Origin of the sequence: Bacillus spizizenii TU-B-10, from assembly GCF_000227465.1 — a bacterium.
Taxonomy (GTDB): domain Bacteria; phylum Bacillota; class Bacilli; order Bacillales; family Bacillaceae; genus Bacillus; species Bacillus spizizenii.
The window spans coordinates 3,107,477-3,128,041 of the sequence record NC_016047.1; the positions used below are offsets into that span (position 1 = coordinate 3,107,477).

The 20,565-nt window shown below is 46.2% G+C and carries 13 protein-coding genes, 21 tRNA genes, 3 rRNA genes and 2 riboswitches; of the genes, 5 read left to right on the plus strand and 32 right to left on the minus strand.

Annotated elements, in window-relative coordinates; translation table 11 throughout:
• Positions 1–20: 20 nt before the first annotated feature.
• The 26 genes from GYO_RS37520 to GYO_RS37645 form a co-directional block, all read right to left on the minus strand.
• Positions 21–1,163: a glucose-1-phosphate adenylyltransferase gene (locus tag GYO_RS37520; protein ID WP_014114911.1), complete on the minus strand. Its 1,143-nt coding sequence runs from the start codon at positions 1,161–1,163 to the stop codon at positions 21–23.
• Positions 1,160–3,043: a 1,4-alpha-glucan branching enzyme gene (gene glgB, locus GYO_RS37525; RefSeq protein ID WP_014114912.1), complete on the minus strand. Its 1,884-nt coding sequence runs from the start codon at positions 3,041–3,043 to the stop codon at positions 1,160–1,162. The genes GYO_RS37520 and glgB overlap by 4 nt, the downstream gene beginning before the upstream one ends.
• A 232-nt stretch (positions 3,044–3,275) precedes the next feature.
• Positions 3,276–3,347: transfer RNA gene (locus GYO_RS37530), tRNA-Glu, on the minus strand.
• 30 nt (positions 3,348–3,377) lie between these two features.
• Positions 3,378–3,468: transfer RNA gene (locus GYO_RS37535), tRNA-Ser, on the minus strand.
• Between the two features lie 3 nt (positions 3,469–3,471).
• Positions 3,472–3,546 (minus strand) — tRNA-Asn (locus GYO_RS37540).
• A gap of 12 nt (positions 3,547–3,558) precedes the next feature.
• Positions 3,559–3,635, minus strand: a tRNA-Ile gene (locus GYO_RS37545).
• 15 nt (positions 3,636–3,650) lie between these two features.
• Positions 3,651–3,724, minus strand: a tRNA-Gly gene (locus GYO_RS37550).
• Positions 3,725–3,733: 9 nt separating this feature from the next.
• Positions 3,734–3,809, minus strand: a tRNA-His gene (locus tag GYO_RS37555).
• Positions 3,810–3,828: 19 nt separating this feature from the next.
• Positions 3,829–3,904: transfer RNA gene (locus GYO_RS37560), tRNA-Phe, on the minus strand.
• 12 nt (positions 3,905–3,916) lie between these two features.
• Positions 3,917–3,993, minus strand: a tRNA-Asp gene (locus tag GYO_RS37565).
• 69 nt (positions 3,994–4,062) lie between these two features.
• Positions 4,063–4,139: transfer RNA gene (locus tag GYO_RS37570), tRNA-Met, on the minus strand.
• A 17-nt stretch (positions 4,140–4,156) separates the two neighbouring features.
• Positions 4,157–4,249, minus strand: a tRNA-Ser gene (locus GYO_RS37575).
• 6 nt (positions 4,250–4,255) lie between these two features.
• A tRNA-Ile gene (locus GYO_RS37580) sits at positions 4,256–4,332 on the minus strand.
• A gap of 2 nt (positions 4,333–4,334) precedes the next feature.
• Positions 4,335–4,411 (minus strand) — tRNA-Met (locus GYO_RS37585).
• A gap of 20 nt (positions 4,412–4,431) precedes the next feature.
• A tRNA-Ala gene (locus tag GYO_RS37590) sits at positions 4,432–4,504 on the minus strand.
• Positions 4,505–4,509: 5 nt separating this feature from the next.
• A tRNA-Pro gene (locus tag GYO_RS37595) sits at positions 4,510–4,586 on the minus strand.
• A gap of 15 nt (positions 4,587–4,601) precedes the next feature.
• Positions 4,602–4,678 (minus strand) — tRNA-Arg (locus tag GYO_RS37600).
• A 9-nt stretch (positions 4,679–4,687) separates the two neighbouring features.
• Positions 4,688–4,773, minus strand: a tRNA-Leu gene (locus GYO_RS37605).
• Positions 4,774–4,787: 14 nt separating this feature from the next.
• A tRNA-Gly gene (locus GYO_RS37610) sits at positions 4,788–4,862 on the minus strand.
• A 5-nt stretch (positions 4,863–4,867) separates the two neighbouring features.
• Positions 4,868–4,954, minus strand: a tRNA-Leu gene (locus GYO_RS37615).
• A gap of 10 nt (positions 4,955–4,964) precedes the next feature.
• A tRNA-Lys gene (locus GYO_RS37620) sits at positions 4,965–5,040 on the minus strand.
• A gap of 35 nt (positions 5,041–5,075) precedes the next feature.
• Positions 5,076–5,151, minus strand: a tRNA-Thr gene (locus GYO_RS37625).
• Between the two features lie 32 nt (positions 5,152–5,183).
• Positions 5,184–5,259 (minus strand) — tRNA-Val (locus GYO_RS37630).
• Between the two features lie 22 nt (positions 5,260–5,281).
• Positions 5,282–5,397, minus strand: a 5S ribosomal RNA gene (rrf, locus tag GYO_RS37635).
• 54 nt (positions 5,398–5,451) lie between these two features.
• Positions 5,452–8,379, minus strand: a 23S ribosomal RNA gene (locus GYO_RS37640).
• Between the two features lie 169 nt (positions 8,380–8,548).
• Positions 8,549–10,098 (minus strand): 16S ribosomal RNA (locus GYO_RS37645).
• Together the 16S, 23S and 5S rRNA genes with 21 tRNA genes alongside form the textbook arrangement of a ribosomal RNA operon.
• A 469-nt stretch (positions 10,099–10,567) precedes the next feature.
• Positions 10,568–10,669, plus strand: a riboswitch (TPP riboswitch).
• A 100-nt stretch (positions 10,670–10,769) separates the two neighbouring features.
• Between GYO_RS37645 and thiT the strand changes: the two genes are divergently transcribed.
• Positions 10,770–11,348, plus strand: coding sequence for an energy-coupled thiamine transporter ThiT (gene thiT, locus GYO_RS37655; RefSeq protein ID WP_014114913.1), 579 nt, complete (start codon positions 10,770–10,772; stop codon positions 11,346–11,348).
• Positions 11,349–11,389: 41 nt separating this feature from the next.
• Here thiT and GYO_RS37660 read toward each other — a convergent pair whose 3' ends face one another.
• Genes GYO_RS37660 through GYO_RS37670 form a run of 3 tightly spaced genes read right to left on the minus strand, consistent with a single transcriptional unit; the run spans position 11,390 to position 14,010 of the window.
• Positions 11,390–11,911, minus strand: a complete 522-nt coding sequence (locus tag GYO_RS37660; protein ID WP_014114914.1) for a GNAT family N-acetyltransferase — start codon at positions 11,909–11,911, stop codon at positions 11,390–11,392.
• Positions 11,912–11,935: 24 nt separating this feature from the next.
• Positions 11,936–13,465, minus strand: coding sequence for a flotillin lipid rafts scaffold protein FloT (gene floT, locus GYO_RS37665; RefSeq protein ID WP_014114915.1), 1,530 nt, complete (start codon positions 13,463–13,465; stop codon positions 11,936–11,938).
• 20 nt (positions 13,466–13,485) lie between these two features.
• Positions 13,486–14,010, minus strand: coding sequence for an NfeD family protein (locus GYO_RS37670; protein ID WP_041521049.1), 525 nt, complete (start codon positions 14,008–14,010; stop codon positions 13,486–13,488).
• Between the two features lie 168 nt (positions 14,011–14,178).
• Here GYO_RS37670 and GYO_RS37675 point away from each other — a divergent pair, with 168 nt between their 5' ends.
• On the plus strand, positions 14,179–14,667 hold the full coding sequence (locus GYO_RS37675; RefSeq protein WP_041521050.1) for a DinB family protein: 489 nt from the start codon (positions 14,179–14,181) through the stop codon (positions 14,665–14,667).
• Between the two features lie 5 nt (positions 14,668–14,672).
• Here GYO_RS37675 and GYO_RS37680 read toward each other — a convergent pair whose 3' ends face one another.
• The 3 genes from GYO_RS37680 to betB all read right to left on the minus strand — a co-directional run bounded on the left by GYO_RS37680 (position 14,673) and on the right by betB (position 18,035).
• On the minus strand, positions 14,673–15,254 hold the full coding sequence (locus tag GYO_RS37680; protein WP_014114918.1) for an MOSC domain-containing protein: 582 nt from the start codon (positions 15,252–15,254) through the stop codon (positions 14,673–14,675).
• 84 nt (positions 15,255–15,338) lie between these two features.
• On the minus strand, positions 15,339–16,547 hold the full coding sequence (gbsB, locus tag GYO_RS37685) for a choline dehydrogenase (protein WP_014114919.1): 1,209 nt from the start codon (positions 16,545–16,547) through the stop codon (positions 15,339–15,341).
• A gap of 15 nt (positions 16,548–16,562) precedes the next feature.
• Positions 16,563–18,035, minus strand: coding sequence for a betaine-aldehyde dehydrogenase (gene betB / locus GYO_RS37690; RefSeq protein ID WP_014114920.1), 1,473 nt, complete (start codon positions 18,033–18,035; stop codon positions 16,563–16,565).
• A gap of 198 nt (positions 18,036–18,233) precedes the next feature.
• Between betB and gbsR the strand changes: the two genes are divergently transcribed.
• The 3 genes from gbsR (at position 18,234) to ktrA (ending at position 20,562) form a co-directional block, all read left to right on the plus strand.
• Positions 18,234–18,776, plus strand: a complete 543-nt coding sequence (gene gbsR, locus GYO_RS37695) for a transcriptional regulator GbsR (RefSeq protein WP_014114921.1) — start codon at positions 18,234–18,236, stop codon at positions 18,774–18,776.
• A gap of 205 nt (positions 18,777–18,981) precedes the next feature.
• Positions 18,982–19,527, plus strand: a complete 546-nt coding sequence (gene bslA / locus GYO_RS37700; protein WP_003222741.1) for a biofilm surface layer hydrophobin BslA — start codon at positions 18,982–18,984, stop codon at positions 19,525–19,527.
• 145 nt (positions 19,528–19,672) lie between these two features.
• Positions 19,673–19,821: riboswitch (cyclic di-AMP (ydaO/yuaA leader) on the plus strand.
• A 72-nt stretch (positions 19,822–19,893) separates the two neighbouring features.
• Positions 19,894–20,562, plus strand: a complete 669-nt coding sequence (gene ktrA, locus GYO_RS37705; RefSeq protein WP_014114922.1) for a potassium uptake protein KtrA — start codon at positions 19,894–19,896, stop codon at positions 20,560–20,562.
• The last annotated feature ends 3 nt before the right edge of the window (positions 20,563–20,565 follow it).

Below are 20,565 nucleotides of genomic sequence, written 5' to 3' on the forward strand. Positions count from 1 at the left end.
ACTCAGCCCCCTCTTCAGTATTAGATCAATTCTTTTTCTACAAATTCCTCTGAAACGAGCAGCGCCTCCTGAATGTCTTTTTCGGATCGAATCACTGCGCCATCCGGCAGCACCAGGCCCTTAGGAACGATGGCATTTTCAATCACTACATGCTCGCCGATCGTCACATCCGGCATAATGACCGATGATTTGACAGTCGCATGCTTACCGACAGTAACACCTTGAAAAAGAACGGAATGAGACACATTACCATACACAACACAGCCTTCGTTCACAAGCGAATCATGAACCTGTGCGTCAGATGAAATAAATTGCGGAGGCTGATTCGGATTGACAGAGTAAATTTTCCATTTCCGTTCAAACAGCTTGAGCTCCGAGTCCTCTTTTAACAGATCCATATTGGCTTCCCACAAGCTCTGAACAGTACCGACATCCTTCCAATATCCTTTGAACGGATAAGCGGAAAGATTTTTTTTCTCCTCCAAAAGCAGAGGAATAATGTCTTTGCCAAAGTCGTGGCTTGAATAAGGATTCCGGTCGTCCATCTCAAGATACTGTTTCAAAAGCGGCCAATTGAATATATAAATTCCCATTGAGGCAAGATTGCTCTTAGGGAATTTGGGCTTTTCATCAAAATGTGTAATCGTCCCATCTGCATCGGTCTTCATGATACCGAACCGGCTTGCTTCCTCCCAGCCCACCTCGATGACAGAGATTGTTACATCCGCTTTCTTTTCAATATGAAAATCAAGCATTTTACCGTAGTCCATTTTGTATATGTGATCTCCTGATAATATCAGCACATACTCAGGATCATACTGATTCAAATAATTAAGGTTTTCATAAATAGCGCTTGCCGTCCCTTTATACCATTTGACTTCTGATGACTCGGCATAAGGGGGTAATACCGTCACGCCGCCATTATATCTGTCAAGGTCCCATGCACTGCCGATTCCAATATAGGAATTCAGCTCAAGCGGCTGATATTGTGTTAAAATCCCGACTGTGTCTATGCCTGAATTGGAACAGTTGCTGAGGGTAAAATCAATAATCCTGTATTTTCCCCCGAAAGATACAGCCGGTTTCGCCATATTTTTTGTCAATCCGCTGAGACGGCTGCCCTTCCCGCCGGCAAGGAGCATGGCTACACATTGTTTTTTCATCTTTTTATCTCTCCTCTTTTTTTAACCGCCCGTAAAATCGAAATGCCGTAAGGGGGGATGGTCATCGTGATATAACATGGTTTATGATGAAGAGCTCCCTTTTTGGCCGCTAACGGCTTTTTGTTGATTTGTCCTGAGCCTCCATATGCTTCACTGTCGCTGTTCAGCACTTCGATGTATTGAGTAAGAAAAGGAACCCCAACATCATATTGATGATAGACCGCGGGTGTAAAATTACAAATGATGACAAGCGCCTCACCGTGCCTTTTGCCATAACGAATAAAAGAAAAGATTGATTGTTCGTCATTATGGACATCAATCCATTCAAACGATTGTGCACGATGGTCATGTTCATAAAGGATTTTGCTTTTTTGATAAAAGCGGAGAAGATCTTGCGTAAAAACGCTGGCTTTCTGATGCATGGGGAAGGAGTCCAAAAACCAATCAAGCTGTTCTGTATCTTTCCATTCATCAAATTGGGCAAATTCTGATCCCATAAAGATCAATTTCTTTCCGGGATGAGCCGTCATATAGCCGAGCAAAAGCCGATACTGGGCAAATTTCTGCCAATAGTCGCCAGGCATTTTATTAAGAAGGGATTTTTTTCCGTATACGACTTCATCATGAGAAAACGGCAATACAAAATGTTCACTAAACGCATACAGTAATGAAAACGAAATAAGCTGATGACAATACCGCCTTTCTTCTGGCGGCGTCTCCATGTATTTCAGTACGTCATTCATCCAGCCCATATTCCATTTAAAATGAAAACCAAGCCCTCCTTCCTCAACAGCACCTGTCACTTGAGGCCATTCCGTAGAGTCTTCCGCAATCATCATGACATGAGGATATGCCTCTCTCATGGTTTGATTGAGTTTTTTTAAAAATTCAACAGCATATGGATTCGTATGGCGTTCATCCTGATTTGGCCAATACAGGAGATTAGCCACTGCATCAACCCTAAATCCATCTATATGATAGAGTTCCGCCCAGTACAACGCATTAGAAATTAAAAAACTATGAACTTCCGGTTTTCCCAGGTCAAAGTTTGCCGTGCCCCATAGCCAGTTCTCCCGATCACGTTCTTCTTGATATTCATAAAGTGGCTCTCCATCAAACATATAAAGACCATGTGCGTCTTTACAAAAATGTCCGGGGACCCAATCCAGAATGACTCCGATGTTTTCTTGATGGCATTCATCCACAAACTTCATCAAATCATGCGGCGTGCCAAACCTGCTTGTCGGGCTGTAATAACCCGTTCCTTGGTATCCCCAGGAACGATCATAAGGGTGCTCATGCACCGGAAGCAGTTCGATATGGGTAAACCCATGCTCTTTGATATAAGGAATAAGCGACTGGCTTAATTCTTTATAAGAGTAATGCCTGCCATCAGAATGTTTCTTCCAGGAACCGAGATGAAGTTCATAAATAAAAACAGGTTTCTCATACAGCGTATTAGCCTTCTGTTTCTTTTGCCATTTTTGATCTTTCCAGTTATATCCTGCAAAATCGTAAGTAAGTGACGCTGTATTGGGCCTGATTTCTGAATAAATAGCATATGGATCTGCCTTCAGCCTGATCTCGCCGCTTTTCGTCACGATTTCATACTTATATCTTTCCTTTTCTCCTAAATCTGGAATAAACAACGTCCAAATGCCACCATCGTTCGCTCTGTGCATCACATGCTGTTCTCCTGACCAGCTGTTAAAATCCCCAGCCACTCGTACTTCTGACGCATGAGGCGCCCACACACAGAATTCATATCCTCTTTGGCCATTCAGCTCGCGATAATGCGAGCCAAACAGCTGATAGCTTTTAAACAGACTGCCTTCGTGAAAAAGATAAACATCATGTGCTGTAGGGCTGGCAGCGGCCATGTAATCATCCTTTCTGACATCATAGTTTTCATTTATAGTATTTATTCGAAGAAATAAAAAAAAGCCCTTTCATGAAAGCGCTTATACTTATTGACAATTAACTTCATTTTCCGAAGAAAAACGAAATATATGGAGATTTTTGTTGCCTGTTTATAGAATATAGAATGATTCTAAGGCATGTCAGGATTTATAAAAAATAAAAAAACCTTGCAGGATATGCAAGGTTTCTGAATGACCCGTACGGGATTCGAACCCGTGTTACCGCCGTGAAAGGGCGGTGTCTTAACCGCTTGACCAACGGGCCGATGATTGAGAATTTATATGTGTAATCATATGGCGGAGAAGGAGGGATTTGAACCCTCGCGCCGCTTACACGACCTACACCCTTAGCAGGGGCGCCTCTTCAGCCACTTGAGTACTTCTCCATTTGGCTCCACAGGCAGGATTCGAACCTGCGACCGATCGGTTAACAGCCGATAGCTCTACCACTGAGCTACTGTGGAATATAAAGGTCATGGTGGGCCTGAATGGACTCGAACCATCGACCTCACGCTTATCAGGCGTGCGCTCTAACCAGCTGAGCTACAGGCCCATGACAATATAGAAATGGAGCGGGTGATGGGAATCGAACCCACGACATCAGCTTGGAAGGCTGAGGTTTTACCACTAAACTACACCCGCAATTTTATTTGGGGCGATTGATGGGAATCGAACCCACGAATGCCAGAGCCACAATCTGGTGCGTTAACCACTTCGCCACAACCGCCAAAATATATATTGATAAATGGTGGCTCGGGACGGAATCGAACCGCCGACACACGGATTTTCAGTCCGTTGCTCTACCAACTGAGCTACCGAGCCTAAGTATTTAAATGGCGGTCCGGACGGGACTCGAACCCGCGACCTCCTGCGTGACAGGCAGGCATTCTAACCAACTGAACTACCGGACCATTTTGATATTTACATGTGAATTTTTTAGGTTGTACCCTTTAGGTACCCCTTATTTCATTCATGTATTTTGGTTGCGGGGGCAGGATTTGAACCTGCGACCTTCGGGTTATGAGCCCGACGAGCTACCGAACTGCTCCACCCCGCGATGATTAAGAATATATATGGCGGAGGAAGAGGGATTCGAACCCCCGCGGGCTTTGACACCCCTGTCGGTTTTCAAGACCGATCCCTTCAGCCAGACTTGGGTATTCCTCCGTATAGTGGTGGACCTTGTAGGACTCGAACCTACGACCGGACGGTTATGAGCCGTCTGCTCTAACCAACTGAGCTAAAGGTCCATTGGTAGCGGCGGAGGGGATCGAACCCCCGACCTCACGGGTATGAACCGTACGCTCTAGCCAGCTGAGCTACACCGCCAAATATTTATTGAAACCAAGTGGAGCCTAGCGGGATCGAACCGCTGACCTCCTGCGTGCAAAGCAGGCGCTCTCCCAGCTGAGCTAAGGCCCCAAGAATGGTCGGGAAGACAGGATTCGAACCTGCGACCCCATGGTCCCAAACCATGTGCTCTACCAAGCTGAGCTACTTCCCGATTTCATGTAGATCATGGCGCGCCCGAGAGGAGTCGAACCCCTAACCTTTTGATCCGTAGTCAAACGCTCTATCCAATTGAGCTACGGGCGCAAAACTTAATGCCGAGGGCCGGACTTGAACCGGCACGGTAGTCACCTACCGCAGGATTTTAAGTCCTGTGTGTCTGCCAATTCCACCACCCCGGCGTGGATGGTATAGTTGGAGCGGAAGACGGGATTCGAACCCGCGACCCCCACCTTGGCAAGGTGGTGTTCTACCACTGAACTACTTCCGCAGAAATGGTGCGGATGAAGGGACTTGAACCCCCACGTCTGTAAAGACACTAGAGCCTGATTCTAGCGCGTCTGCCAATTCCGCCACATCCGCAACATGTAAATGGTGAGCCATGAAGGACTCGAACCTTCGACCCTCTGATTAAAAGTCAGATGCTCTACCAACTGAGCTAATGGCTCTTCTTACGAGACTTGAATATTATATCATATAAAAGTGGTGCCGGCAAGAGGACTTGAACCCCCAACCTACTGATTACAAGTCAGTTGCTCTACCAATTGAGCTACACCGGCATATATGTAAAACCGATATGTATAATGAAGAATGGTGGAGGATGACGGGCTCGAACCGCCGACCCTCTGCTTGTAAGGCAGATGCTCTCCCAGCTGAGCTAATCCTCCATAACTGCACTAGCGTGCAATTGCTTGGCGGCGTCCTACTCTCACAGGGGGAAACCCCCGACTACCATCGGCGCTGAAGAGCTTAACTTCCGTGTTCGGTATGGGAACGGGTGTGACCTCTTCGCTATCGCCACCAAACAAATTGAGAGTGTTCTCTCAAAACTAGATAACAGGTGTGACATCATTCAAAATGTGGTTAAGTCCTCGATCGATTAGTATCTGTCAGCTCCATGTGTCGCCACACTTCCACCTCAGACCTATCAACCTGATCATCTTTCAGGGATCTTACTTCCTTGCGGAATGGGAAATCTCATCTTGAGGGGGGCTTCATGCTTAGATGCTTTCAGCACTTATCCCGTCCGCACATAGCTACCCAGCGATGCCCTTGGCAGAACAACTGGTACACCAGCGGTGCGTCCATCCCGGTCCTCTCGTACTAAGGACAGCTCCTCTCAAATTTCCTGCGCCCGCGACGGATAGGGACCGAACTGTCTCACGACGTTCTGAACCCAGCTCGCGTACCGCTTTAATGGGCGAACAGCCCAACCCTTGGGACCGACTACAGCCCCAGGATGCGATGAGCCGACATCGAGGTGCCAAACCTCCCCGTCGATGTGGACTCTTGGGGGAGATAAGCCTGTTATCCCCGGGGTAGCTTTTATCCGTTGAGCGATGGCCCTTCCATGCGGAACCACCGGATCACTAAGCCCGACTTTCGTCCCTGCTCGACTTGTAGGTCTCGCAGTCAAGCTCCCTTGTGCCTTTACACTCTGCGAATGATTTCCAACCATTCTGAGGGAACCTTTGGGCGCCTCCGTTACCTTTTAGGAGGCGACCGCCCCAGTCAAACTGCCCACCTGACACTGTCTCCCCGCCCGATAAGGGCGGCGGGTTAGAAGGTCAATACAGCCAGGGTAGTATCCCACCGATGCCTCCACCGAAGCTAGCGCTCCGGTTTCCAAGGCTCCTACCTATCCTGTACAAGCTGTACCAACATTCAATATCAGGCTGCAGTAAAGCTCCACGGGGTCTTTCCGTCCTGTCGCGGGTAACCTGCATCTTCACAGGTACTATAATTTCACCGAGTCTCTCGTTGAGACAGTGCCCAGATCGTTGCGCCTTTCGTGCGGGTCGGAACTTACCCGACAAGGAATTTCGCTACCTTAGGACCGTTATAGTTACGGCCGCCGTTTACTGGGGCTTCAATTCGCACCTTCGCTTATGCTAAGCGCTCCTCTTAACCTTCCAGCACCGGGCAGGCGTCAGCCCCTATACTTCGCCTTACGGCTTCGCAGAGACCTGTGTTTTTGCTAAACAGTCGCCTGGGCCTATTCACTGCGGCTCTCTCGGGCTTGCACCCTAACAGAGCACCCCTTCTCCCGAAGTTACGGGGTCATTTTGCCGAGTTCCTTAACGAGAGTTCTCTCGATCACCTTAGGATTCTCTCCTCGCCTACCTGTGTCGGTTTGCGGTACGGGCACCTCTCACCTCGCTAGAGGCTTTTCTTGGCAGTGTGGAATCAGGAACTTCGCTACTAAATTTCGCTCGCCATCACAGCTCAGCCTTATGGGAAACGGATTTGCCTATTTCCCAGCCTAACTGCTTGGACGCGGATATCCAATACCGCGCTTACCCTATCCTCCTGCGTCCCCCCATTGCTCAAATGGTGAGGAGGTGGTACAGGAATATCAACCTGTTGTCCATCGCCTACGCCTTTCGGCCTCGGCTTAGGTCCCGACTAACCCTGAGCGGACGAGCCTTCCTCAGGAAACCTTAGGCATTCGGTGGAGGGGATTCTCACCCCTCTTTCGCTACTCATACCGGCATTCTCACTTCTAAGCGCTCCACCAGTCCTTCCGGTCTGGCTTCACAGCCCTTAGAACGCTCTCCTACCACTGTTCGAAGAACAGTCCGCAGCTTCGGTGATACGTTTAGCCCCGGTACATTTTCGGCGCAGAGTCACTCGACCAGTGAGCTATTACGCACTCTTTAAATGGTGGCTGCTTCTAAGCCAACATCCTGGTTGTCTAAGCAACTCCACATCCTTTTCCACTTAACGTATACTTTGGGACCTTAGCTGGCGGTCTGGGCTGTTTCCCTTTCGACTACGGATCTTATCACTCGCAGTCTGACTCCCAAGGATAAGTCATTGGCATTCGGAGTTTGACTGAATTCGGTAACCCGGTAGGGGCCCCTAGTCCAATCAGTGCTCTACCTCCAAGACTCTTACCTTGAGGCTAGCCCTAAAGCTATTTCGGAGAGAACCAGCTATCTCCAGGTTCGATTGGCATTTCACCCCTACCCACACCTCATCCCCGCACTTTTCAACGTGCGTGGGTTCGGGCCTCCATTCAGTGTTACCTGAACTTCACCCTGGACATGGGTAGATCACCTGGTTTCGGGTCTACGACCACGTACTCATGCGCCCTATTCAGACTCGCTTTCGCTGCGGCTCCGCATCTTCTGCTTAACCTTGCACGGGATCGTAACTCGCCGGTTCATTCTACAAAAGGCACGCCATCACCCGTTAACGGGCTCTGACTACTTGTAGGCACACGGTTTCAGGATCTCTTTCACTCCCCTTCCGGGGTGCTTTTCACCTTTCCCTCACGGTACTGGTTCACTATCGGTCACTAGGGAGTATTTAGCCTTGGGAGATGGTCCTCCCGGATTCCGACGGAATTTCACGTGTTCCGCCGTACTCAGGATCCACTCAGGAGAGAACGAAGTTTTGACTACAGGGCTGTTACCTTCTATGGCGGGCCTTTCCAGACCTCTTCATCTACCTCGTTCCTTTGTAACTCCGTACAGAGTGTCCTACAACCCCAAGAGGCAAGCCTCTTGGTTTGGGCTAATCCCGTTTCGCTCGCCGCTACTCAGGGAATCGCATTTGCTTTCTCTTCCTCCGGGTACTTAGATGTTTCAGTTCCCCGGGTCTGCCTTCTCATATCCTATGAATTCAGATATGGATACCACTCCATTACGAGTGGTGGGTTTCCCCATTCGGAAATCTCCGGATCAAAGCTTGCTTACAGCTCCCCGAAGCATATCGGTGTTCGTCCCGTCCTTCATCGGCTCCTAGTGCCAAGGCATCCACCGTGCGCCCTTTCTAACTTAACCGTTAAAAAGAATCACTATGTGATATCTTGTCTTACTAATTGAATGTGATGTCTACTGTTATCTAGTTTTCAAAGAACACGTTTCGAAGGAATGATCCTTCAAAACTAAACAAGACAGGGAACGTTCTGTTTATAAGACCCAAGGTCTTATATTCCGTAAATATCCTTAGAAAGGAGGTGATCCAGCCGCACCTTCCGATACGGCTACCTTGTTACGACTTCACCCCAATCATCTGTCCCACCTTCGGCGGCTGGCTCCTAAAAGGTTACCTCACCGACTTCGGGTGTTACAAACTCTCGTGGTGTGACGGGCGGTGTGTACAAGGCCCGGGAACGTATTCACCGCGGCATGCTGATCCGCGATTACTAGCGATTCCAGCTTCACGCAGTCGAGTTGCAGACTGCGATCCGAACTGAGAACAGATTTGTGGGATTGGCTTAACCTCGCGGTTTCGCTGCCCTTTGTTCTGTCCATTGTAGCACGTGTGTAGCCCAGGTCATAAGGGGCATGATGATTTGACGTCATCCCCACCTTCCTCCGGTTTGTCACCGGCAGTCACCTTAGAGTGCCCAACTGAATGCTGGCAACTAAGATCAAGGGTTGCGCTCGTTGCGGGACTTAACCCAACATCTCACGACACGAGCTGACGACAACCATGCACCACCTGTCACTCTGCCCCCGAAGGGGAAGTCCTATCTCTAGGATTGTCAGAGGATGTCAAGACCTGGTAAGGTTCTTCGCGTTGCTTCGAATTAAACCACATGCTCCACCGCTTGTGCGGGCCCCCGTCAATTCCTTTGAGTTTCAGTCTTGCGACCGTACTCCCCAGGCGGAGTGCTTAATGCGTTAGCTGCAGCACTAAGGGGCGGAAACCCCCTAACACTTAGCACTCATCGTTTACGGCGTGGACTACCAGGGTATCTAATCCTGTTCGCTCCCCACGCTTTCGCTCCTCAGCGTCAGTTACAGACCAGAGAGTCGCCTTCGCCACTGGTGTTCCTCCACATCTCTACGCATTTCACCGCTACACGTGGAATTCCACTCTCCTCTTCTGCACTCAAGTTCCCCAGTTTCCAATGACCCTCCCCGGTTGAGCCGGGGGCTTTCACATCAGACTTAAGAAACCGCCTGCGAGCCCTTTACGCCCAATAATTCCGGACAACGCTTGCCACCTACGTATTACCGCGGCTGCTGGCACGTAGTTAGCCGTGGCTTTCTGGTTAGGTACCGTCAAGGTACCGCCCTATTCGAACGGTACTTGTTCTTCCCTAACAACAGAGCTTTACGATCCGAAAACCTTCATCACTCACGCGGCGTTGCTCCGTCAGACTTTCGTCCATTGCGGAAGATTCCCTACTGCTGCCTCCCGTAGGAGTCTGGGCCGTGTCTCAGTCCCAGTGTGGCCGATCACCCTCTCAGGTCGGCTACGCATCGTTGCCTTGGTGAGCCATTACCTCACCAACTAGCTAATGCGCCGCGGGTCCATCTGTAAGTGGTAGCCGAAGCCACCTTTTATGTTTGAACCATGCGGTTCAAACAAGCATCCGGTATTAGCCCCGGTTTCCCGGAGTTATCCCAGTCTTACAGGCAGGTTACCCACGTGTTACTCACCCGTCCGCCGCTAACATCAGGGAGCAAGCTCCCATCTGTCCGCTCGACTTGCATGTATTAGGCACGCCGCCAGCGTTCGTCCTGAGCCAGGATCAAACTCTCCGATAAAGTGGATCACAGGTTAAGTCCACCGCATCCTGCGGTGACACCTGTGTGACCTGCGTCGTGCAGGCCTTAGTTTGACTGACTACGCACATCGCTGTGCGATTTTATAAAAATGAATTAACAGGTACGTTTTGTCTTGTTTAGTTTTCAAAGATCATTTTGTTGCCTCTCAATGAAGCAGCTTTACTAATATAACATTTAGCTTCTTTTTTGTCAACAACTTTTTAAATTGTTTTATGAAGCTGCTTGTTTTGTCTGCTGTTCATCAGCGACGTTTAATAATATAACACCTTTATTTATTTATTGCAATAGTTTTTTTAAAAAAAAGTTCTATAAAACAAATAAACTATAAGCCTCGTCATGTCATCTAGCGCATATTTATCATATAACTATTTTAAAAGAACATATACATCAGTAATGTGATCTTGTTGTTTTTTTCGTTTTCTTGTATAGTAGAAACGAACTAAATACTGATGACCACAAGGGGAGCATTAAAGCTGAGAGTGAGCGGTTTCGTTCTGACCCTTTGAACCTGTTAGTTAACGCTGGCGTAGGGATGTGGCAAAGTCAAATGAATTGCAGATCGTAAAGCAGTGCGTGGAACTTTTCTCATCCTTCCGCGTGCTGCTTTTTTGTTGTCCTTTTGGATTGTCTATCAATGGAAGGGGATTTTTATGAATCAATCTAAGCAACTGGTTCGCCTTATTGAAATAGCAATTATGACTGCGGCTGCTGTTATTCTAGACATCGTCTCAGGAATGTTTCTTAGGATGCCTCAAGGGGGCTCGGTCTCCATCATGATGATTCCGATCTTTTTGATTTCGTTTCGGTGGGGTGTTAAAGCAGGCCTTACTACCGGCCTGCTGACAGGTCTGGTTCAAATCGCAATCGGAAACTTATTCGCACAACATCCTATACAGCTATTGTTAGATTACATTGTCGCGTTCGCAGCTATCGGAATAAGCGGCTGTTTCGCTTATTCTGTCCGTAAAGCCGCTGCATCCAAAACAAAAGGGAAATTGATTGTTTCAGTGGTCAGCGCAGTTTTTATCGGCAGTTTCCTGCGCTATGCCACGCATGTCATTTCAGGGGCAGTGTTTTTCGGCAGCTACGCCCCAAAAGGAACGCCGGTATGGATTTATTCTTTAACTTATAATGCTACTTACATGGTTCCTTCATTCATTATTTGTGCAATTGTCCTATGTTTATTATTTATGACAGCCCCCCGTTTGCTTAAAAGTGACAAAGCTTAAAAGTGACAATCCCCCAGCGAATTCCGCTGGGGGATTTTTTGTTATGTGTTAAGAAGTGTTTTCAAAGCAGAAAGATCCGGCCAGCCAAACCCTACTTCTTTCAGCCTTTCTCCTGCAATTTCAAAGCTGTCCTCCGCTACTCTTTCAGGTGTATAGGCCTGATAAAATGTAATCGAGGGGTTCTTCTGAATGACCCAAGCAAACATACTTGAAAAGCCATGTTGAAGCAAAAACTCTGCTCCTTTTGCTAAGAGCGCCCTGCCTGCACCTTGCCGCTGGCGCTCTTCCAGAAGATAAATAGCGTATAACTCGCCGTCATAACCTTCTTGTTCAGAGCGAATAGGTCCAAATGAAGCAAAGCCGAATATTGAACCTTTTTCATCGTGAACCACAAATACACCTTTTAACGAGCGGCTTTTCCATTTGTCTTCAAATTCCTTGTAGTTCAGACTGTTTAAGTATTCAGCCGGGACAATTCCTTGATATGTTGTCCTCCAGCTGTCTACATGCACTTTTGCAATGTCCTTTATATCCTCTAACTTTGCTTCTCGTACAGTTGCCATCCGCTGGGATCCTTTCCTTAGTCATTATTCTGGTTTTTGGACCGTTTTCGCTTCTTTTATTTCATTTGTTAATTCGGTAATGCTTTGTTTTACATTTCCTTTTCCTGAAAAGTTCTCAATCATTTCTTTCACGTCAATTCCCGACGATGCTTTTAAGCTTTCTTGCAGGCTTGACATTAAGTTCGTCGCATAGCTGGTTACTTTGTTAGCGCCGCTTGATTCACCGCTTCCTCCTGTATCAACAACTGTGATTTTATCAATATTTGAAAGAGGTGCCGCTGCTTGTTTCGCGTATTCCGGTAGCATTTTTACGATCATATCGAAAATCGCCGCCTGCCCATACTGTTCAAAGGCAGCCGCAATTTTCTCTTTTGCTTCCGCTTCTGCCAGACCTTTTAGGCGGATAACCTCTGCTTCTGTTTCCCCTTTTGCTTTTTCAGCTTCTGCTTTTGCTAACCCGTCAATTCTGACTTTTTCCGCCTCAGCCTTCGCCATTGCTTCAATACTGTACTTCTTGGCATCGGCTTCCGCGAGCTGTTTGGCTTTCTCAGCTGCTGCGGACTGCTCGACTGAATAACGGTCTGCATCGGCTTTTTTCTTTACTTCTGAGTCATATTGACGTTCACGGCGAAGAATTTCTTTTTCTTCTAATTCTATTTGTTTTTGGCGTTCGATAATTTTAACCTGCATTTCCTGCTCTGTGACATGCTGGCGCGCCTTGGCAGTCTCTAAATCATATGCCTGGTCGGCATTCGCTTTTGCCGTATCTTGTTCTCTGCGATATTCAGCCATTTTGAGCTGATTGATTTTTTCAGCTTCAGCGATTTCCGTTGCCCGTTCAAGTTCTGATTTTTTTGCATCTTTATCGGCTTCTGCCCGCTTAATTCGGGTTTCTTTATCAGCCTCTGCTGTTGCGATATCAGCATCCCGTTTTACCTGGGCAATTCTCGGTTTCCCTAATGATTCAAGATAACCGTTTTTATCACGTACATCTTTAATGGTAAAGGAGACAATCACAAGCCCCATTTTTGCGAGATCCTGCGAAGCGACACGCTGTACCTCTTGAGAGAATTTTTCTCTGTTTTTATAGATTTCTTCGACTGTCATTGAGCCGAGAATGGAACGAAGGTGGCCTTCTAAAACCTCACGCGCTTCCTGCTCGCGGTCGTCTTTTGATTTTCCTAAAAATTGTTCGGCTGCTGTAGCGATTTCTCCTATAGAACCGCCGATTTTAATAATCGCAGTTCCATCGGCCATTACAGGCACTCCTTGTTCTGTATAGACTTCAGGTGTCGATACATCAAGTTTGCTCGATAATAGGCTTAGCGGCTCTGCCTGCTGGAAGACGGGAAGGACAAAGGTTCCTCCGCCGCGGACGATTTTAAGACGATTGCCGCCTTCATCGACATGAACATTTTTATTGCCCAGATAGCTCCCCGTTACGATTAACGCTTCATCAGGCCCTGCCGTACGATACTTTGTGATAAACACGGCTATAAGTGCAATTAATAAAAAGAATACAACTCCGATGACAATTATAATCGGCATTGTCATATCACATTCCTCCTTGTGTTTTAAATAGGTTCATGTGGAGTGACCGAAAGAACTCCGTTGTTAACATCCACGATCAAAACAGCTGTTCCGTAACTGATCTGCTGATTATCAAAACTGACCGCTGACTTTGAGATGGTACCGCCTATCCCTTCAATGACCACTTCACCATACCCATCAACAGGAACAGCTGTAATCACTTTACCAACTCTTCCTCTTAGATCATCTTCTTTATAAGCCAATGATTCTTCTGCGGATGATAATGGGACCAGTACAAAGATGTGAAGCAATACCACCAGCATGATCGAAAGGATGCAAGATAAAAGCGCGATCAACAGGCTCGACATGGGCAATATGAGCTCGCCTATATATCCGCCTGCTGAAAAACATGTAAAAAATGCGAGCACCAATGTCGGATTAAGAAAAGGAATGCCTTCTGACAGCCCTGCAAATACGTCTCCGAAAAATAGAAATAACAGCGTAAGACTGCCCGCAATAATAAGCGTATAAAGATAAATCGTTTGTATAGGAACGCCAAATAACTCCAATTCCCTCATCCTTTCTTCACCAATGCATTGATGAACGGCCGCCGTTACCATTTATACGAGATACAATGTAAAAGGTTTCAAAATTTTAAGATAAATAACCCATTTTGAAGTGCTTGATAAATGATAATTGCTTATATATATGGTAATGTCATTTTAGGAGGAGATATGATGAGTATCTTTAATGAAGCCAGATTAGAAACGTGGAACGAAGTAAAAGGACTTTCTGACGAAAAGCTGAATCAAAAGCCCTCTGCTGAAGAATGGAGCATACGGGAAGTGCTTGACCATTTGAAAAAAATCGATATGGCCGCACAAAAAATGCTGAAGGAACGTGTAAAGGAAGCTCCTGTTAAAGAAGTTGAAGAAAAACCGCTTGAGGTAGCACAGGATAGAAATAATAAACGGAAAGCTCCGAGTCATCTTGAGCCTGAGCATGATTTTATTTCAGGCAGCCAAATGAAACGCGAGCTTGATGTGGTGAGAGAGCAGCTGACTGCTGCAATTGCCTCTCTGAAAGAAGAAGATTTTGAGAGAGTGCTTCCGCATCCTGTGTTTCAAGAGCTGACTGTCAGACAGTGGATCGATTTTATCGGCCACCATGAAAAACGGCATCTCAGCCAGATTAAAGAAATTAAAGAGAAGATAGAAAGGGCCTGATTTGATCAGACCCTTTCTGCTTTTCGTGGTTTGACTTTCCGCTGATAGGAATGAACTTCTATTTCATCACCTGCGTAAACAGCTCCGGGTCTCTCAACAATGCACACAATCCCTCTTATGCCCAGTGCATGACGGACAAAAGCCGGTGCCAGCTTTGACTTGTCCGGATAATAAGACTGAATGACTTCTCCCGGCTGAATACACGGATCATTTTCTCCCTCACACAGCAAAGCGGCCCCACTTGGAAAAATGAGCCGGCTTCCTTCTTTTAATGAAGTAAGATCAGGTATGCCGCTGACTGCCACATTCGCCCCGAGCCATTCCGGCAAAATGCTCGGCACTCCCATTTTTAAAGCAATTTCATCACATTCCTCTATTGAAACAATAGAAATTTGTCTCCGGTTAAAAATTTCAGTCCCTCTTGAAAACATCGGTTCTCTGGCTCCCGCTTTTTTGGTCAGGCCAAAATGCAAGTCGCCGGGGATGCCGCCATAATCAAAATCTAGCTTGTCCATTTGCTTTGTTACGAAGCTTTCTGTATCTGCGATATATACACCTTCCGTTTTTGCGGTTATACGCTTCCACATCAGCAGCACCTTCCTTCTCTAAAATTTCCATCTATGCTTTATTATCCAAAAAAATCCCGCTCTGTAAAGGAGCGGGACATGTAGTTATACCGTTTTAGGTGTAAGGTTAAAGCAGCGCTTGTAGATCCAATTGTATGCTTTTTCATTTAAATCTCTAGGGTTTCCGAAGGTTTGCGGATCTTTCATCGCTTCTTTTGACAAACGTTCGATCATATCAGGTGATACTCCCTGCTCTTCTAAAGTCGGTACTTCTAAGTCTTCGACCAGGTCATACATCCAATTGACAGATGCTTTCGCAGCTTCTTCTGTTGTCATATTGCTTGTATCAATACCGAACGCTTTCGCAATACGTGCAAATTTCTCAGGGTAGCCCTTCCAGTTGTACTCCATGACAGGTCCCATCATCGCAGCCACACATTGACCGTGAGCGACTGGGATAATACCGCCAAGCGTTTGGCTCATCGCATGAGCCGCGCCCGCTGATTCACTGCCGTAAGAAAGACCTGCAAGCATCGCAGCCTGCGCCATTCCGTATCTTGCTTCCAGATCCTCTCCGTCAGCAAATGCTCTTTTAATGTAATGAGCGGCATATTCAATCGCCATCAAGGCAACTGCATCCGTGATTGGCTGCGCAAATTTCATTGTATAGCACTCAATGGCATGAGCAAGCGCATCAATTCCCGTCATGGCTGTTACATGCGGAGGCATTGAAACATGAAGCTCCGGATCAATGATGGTCAGGTGCGCTGCGATCAGCGGACCGCCCGTGTTGAATTTGAATTCTCTATCTTCATCTGTGATAACCGCCCATTGGGTTACTTCTGATCCTGTTCCAGCCGTTGTCGGAATTGTCGTCAGCGGAGGAATACGGTTTTCCAGCGGCTTTTTCCCATCTGCCGCTTCATAATCCAGCACGCTTCCTTCATGAGTGGCTTCTACTCCGATTGCTTTTGCAGTATCCATGGAGCTTCCGCCTCCGACTGCCACCAAACCATTACAGTTCTCTTTTTTGTAAAGCTCAGACCCTTCATTCACCAGACGGACAGGCGGGTTTGGCTCTACTTTATTAAAGAGCACCACTTCAATGCCTGCTTCTTTAAGTGATTCGATAACAGGATCTACGACGCCGGCTTTATAAATTCCAGGGTCTGTGACAAGGAGTGCTTTTGAAACGCCAAGCGCAGCTACTTCTTCACCCGTATTCTTGACTGCTCCGATTCCGTGCTTAATCACAGTCGGAATTTCAAATGTATGGAATTTGTGCATGCTTTCTATTTTCATATTTAATGTCATCATTAACTCCCCCTCTTATGAATTGAACCAATTAACCGCTGCCGGTTTTGTATTGCGATACACATGTTTGACTTCTGTGTATTCTTCAAGACCTATTTTTCCAAGCTCGCGTCCGAACCCGGATTGCTTATAGCCACCCCATGGCGCCTGTGCAAAGTACGGATGGAAATCGTTAATCCAAACTGTCCCCATTCTCAAGCGGGCTGCTACGCGTTCGCACTTTTCAATATCTTTTGACCATACCGCTCCGGCCAAGCCATAGATGGTATCATTCGCAAGCGCGATAACCTCTTCTTCCGAGCTGAAGGTTTCGACTGTCAATACAGGACCGAAAACCTCTTCTTGAACGATTCTCATGTCAGATTTACAGTTTGAGAAAATAGTAGGTTCATAGAAAAAGCCTTTTTGAAGCGCAGGGTCTTCCGGACGCTTGCCTCCTGTCTCCAGCTTCGCACCTTCTTCTATTCCGATCTCTACATATTTTTCTACTTTTGCCCTGTGCTCTGCCGAAATAAGCGGGCCGCTTTCTGTCTCTGCGTGAAAACCATTTCCGAGTTTTATGCGTTTTGTCCGTTTGACAAGCTCTGCTAAAAATTGATCGTGAATGGCATCTTCAACAAGCAAGCGGGAACCAGCTGAGCATACTTGGCCGGCGTGGAAAAATACAGCGTTTAATGCCTGATCGACCGCAACCTCTAGATCTGCGTCCTTGAAAACGATATTTGGATTTTTTCCGCCAAGTTCAAGTGCGATTTTTTTGACGTTTCCGCTTGCTGCCCGCATGATTTTTTTGCCTGTTTCGATTCCACCCGTAAACGAAATCAAATCGACGTCTTTGTTTACGGCAAGCTCGTCGCCCACTGTGGCTCCCGGTCCAAGAACAAGATTTGCGACACCTTTTGGAACACCGGCTTCTTCCATCAGCTTAAAGACTTTGATTGTCGTCAGCGGCGTGATCTCACTTGGTTTCATGACGATAGTATTTCCTGCAGCCAGTGCGGGTGCGATTTTCCAGCTCGCTTGCAGGAGCGGATAATTCCACGGCGTAATCTGGCCGCAAACCCCGATTGGCTCTCTGATGATTTTGCTTTCTGAATCAGGGATCGGAGATGAAATGATCTCTCCGCCATCTTTATCTGCCAATCCGGCGTAATATTGAAAAACATTGGCGATATCGTCCATATCCGCCTTGCTTTCTTCGAGTGTTTTTCCAGTATCAAGCGATTCAAGCTCAGCCAGCTCATCAAGGTCGCGCCTGATTAATTCCGCAATTTTCAGAACAATCTTCCCGCGTTCAAGCCCCGATAGAGATGACCATTCTCCTTTGTCAAATGCTCTTCGCGCGGCTGCGATTGCCTTGATGGCGTCCTCTCGACCTCCTTCGCTTACGGTTGCAATTTCTTCTTGATTAAATGGGTTGATAATGCTGCGGATCTGCTCTTTTTCGGCACTGATCCATTCTCCGTCAATATATAATGTTTGACTCATATAAGCCTCCTTGACGTAAATAAAGTTTGTTAAATAAAAATTTAACGTTTTTAACAATATTAATCTAACATACGAATTTTAAACTGTCAAAGCCCCATTTTGATTTTTCTTTTTGACATTTCTTTATGTTTCGTTAAGATAAAGAACATAAAGAAATAACTTAACGAATTTAATTTTCTAAAGGAAAAGAGGGTCAGTATGGATGAAAATCCAGAATTTGCAGCTATAGAACAGGCTCGGGATCTTGTTATCGACTCCATTGCTGAAACGATGGATCTTTACGGAATTACCCGCAGTGTCGGGATTCTATATGGGACGATGTATATGAGGGATGAGATGACGCTTGACGAAATGCGTGAGGAATTGCAAATGAGCAAGCCAAGCATGAGCACAGGCGTCAAAAAGCTTCAGGACTTAAATGTAGTGAAAAAAACATTTCACCGGGGCATCCGCAAGCATACATTTGTAGCTGAAAAAGATTTCTTCAAATTTTTCACAAATTTCTTTCCGCCCAAATGGGAACGGGAAGTTCAGGTAAATGTAGCAGCAATTGAAGAAGCTCAGGCTGATTTACAAGAGGTTTTAAACAAAGACAGTCTCAGTGAGGACATCAAAAATGAAGCACTGCAGTTATACGAGCAGCTGGAAAGCTCTAAAGCTTACTATGATTGGCTGAAACGGCTTGCTGAATCGGTGCAGAGCGGGGAAATTTTTAAATTTATACCGATTGAAACAAAGTAAAACAGAAACGCCTGGGAAACCGGGCGTTTTTTTGTTCTTTTATATGTAATTACTACAAATTTGAAAAATACGGGAAAAACACCCCATTTACTTCCAAAATATTTGATGGTAATTTTATGTAGGTAAAATTTGTATTTGGCCGTTCAGAGGAGGTGAAAAGCGGGCAGGCCTGTATATTTTATAACTTTTTAGGGGGAATTTTATTATGAAACGCAAATTATTATCTTCTTTGGCAATCAGTGCATTAAGTCTCGGTTTACTCGTTTCAGCACCTTCAGCTTCTTTCGCGGCTGAATCTAAATCAACTTCCGCTCATACTGAGTCTACTATGAAAACACAGTCAACAGCTTCATTGTTCGCAACAATTACAGGGGCCAGCAAAACTGAATGGTCTTTCTCAGATATCGAATTGACGTATCGTCCAAACACGCTTCTCAGCCTTGGCGTTATGGAATTTACATTGCCAAGCGGATTTACTGCAAATACGAAAGACACAATGAACGGACGTGCGTTGCGTGAAACACAGATCCTCAATAACGGGAAAACAGTAAGAATCCCTCTGGCACTTGATTTGTTAGGAGCTGGCGAGTTCAAATTAAAACTGAATAACAAAACACTTCCTGCCGCAGGTACATATACTTTCCGTGCGGAGAATAAATCATTGAGCATCGGAAATAAATTTTACGCAGAAGCCAGCATTGACGTGGCTAAGCGCAGCACTCCTCCGACTCAGCCATGCGGCTGCAACTAATCTAAAAGACCGGTTAACGCCGGTCTTTTTTACGTTTTTGACCTCCCCTTTTTCCTCTTTTTCCAGTTATCTTTTTCTAGTTTAAAATTTAAATTGACAAACTCTAGAAACAGGAGTAAATTCTTGAGTGTTCAATTTCATACAGTCTCTTTTACCGCTTAATCAAATACGAACGGGGGAACCAACGATTGGCTGTTTTTTTAACAGCCTTGGGGTGAATCTTACTAAGTAAGAGGGGGTACTCTGAATCCCTAATCCGACAGCTAACCTCGTAGGCGTTTACAGAGAGGAGGTCTATTAGCGGCCATTCTTTGAAATGGTCTTTTTTGCTTCAAAACGTTAATTTCACTAAGGGAGTTATGAACATTGGGAAGAATAAAAAATAAGCAATTTGCCGTGATCGGACTGGGCAGGTTTGGTGGAAGCATTTGCAAAGAGCTTCACAGAATGGGCCATGAGGTCCTTGCGATTGATATCAACGAAGAAAAGGTAAATGCATACGCTTCTTACGCAACTCATGCGGTGATCGCCAACGCCACCGAAGAAAACGAATTGCTATCGTTAGGAATACGCAATTTTGAATATGTGATCGTTGCAATCGGAGCGAATATTCAAGCGAGTACCCTGACCACCCTATTATTAAAGGAGTTTAACATTCCACATATTTGGGTGAAGGCTCAAAACCATTATCATCATAAGGTGCTTGAAAAAATCGGCGCTGACCGCATTATTCATCCTGAAAAGGATATGGGCGTCAAGATCGCACAAAGCCTTTCTGATGAGAACGTTTTGAATTACATTGATTTATCTGATGATTACAGTATTGTCGAGCTGCTGGCAACACACAAGCTTGATTCAAAATCGATTATTGATCTGAATGTAAGAGCGAAGTACGGCTGCACGATCCTGGCCATTAAACATCATGGAGATATCCGTCTTTCTCCAGCACCTGAAGACATCATACACGAACAGGATTGCCTGGTGATCATGGGGCACAAAAAGGATATTAAACGTTTTGAAAACGAAGGGATGTAGACA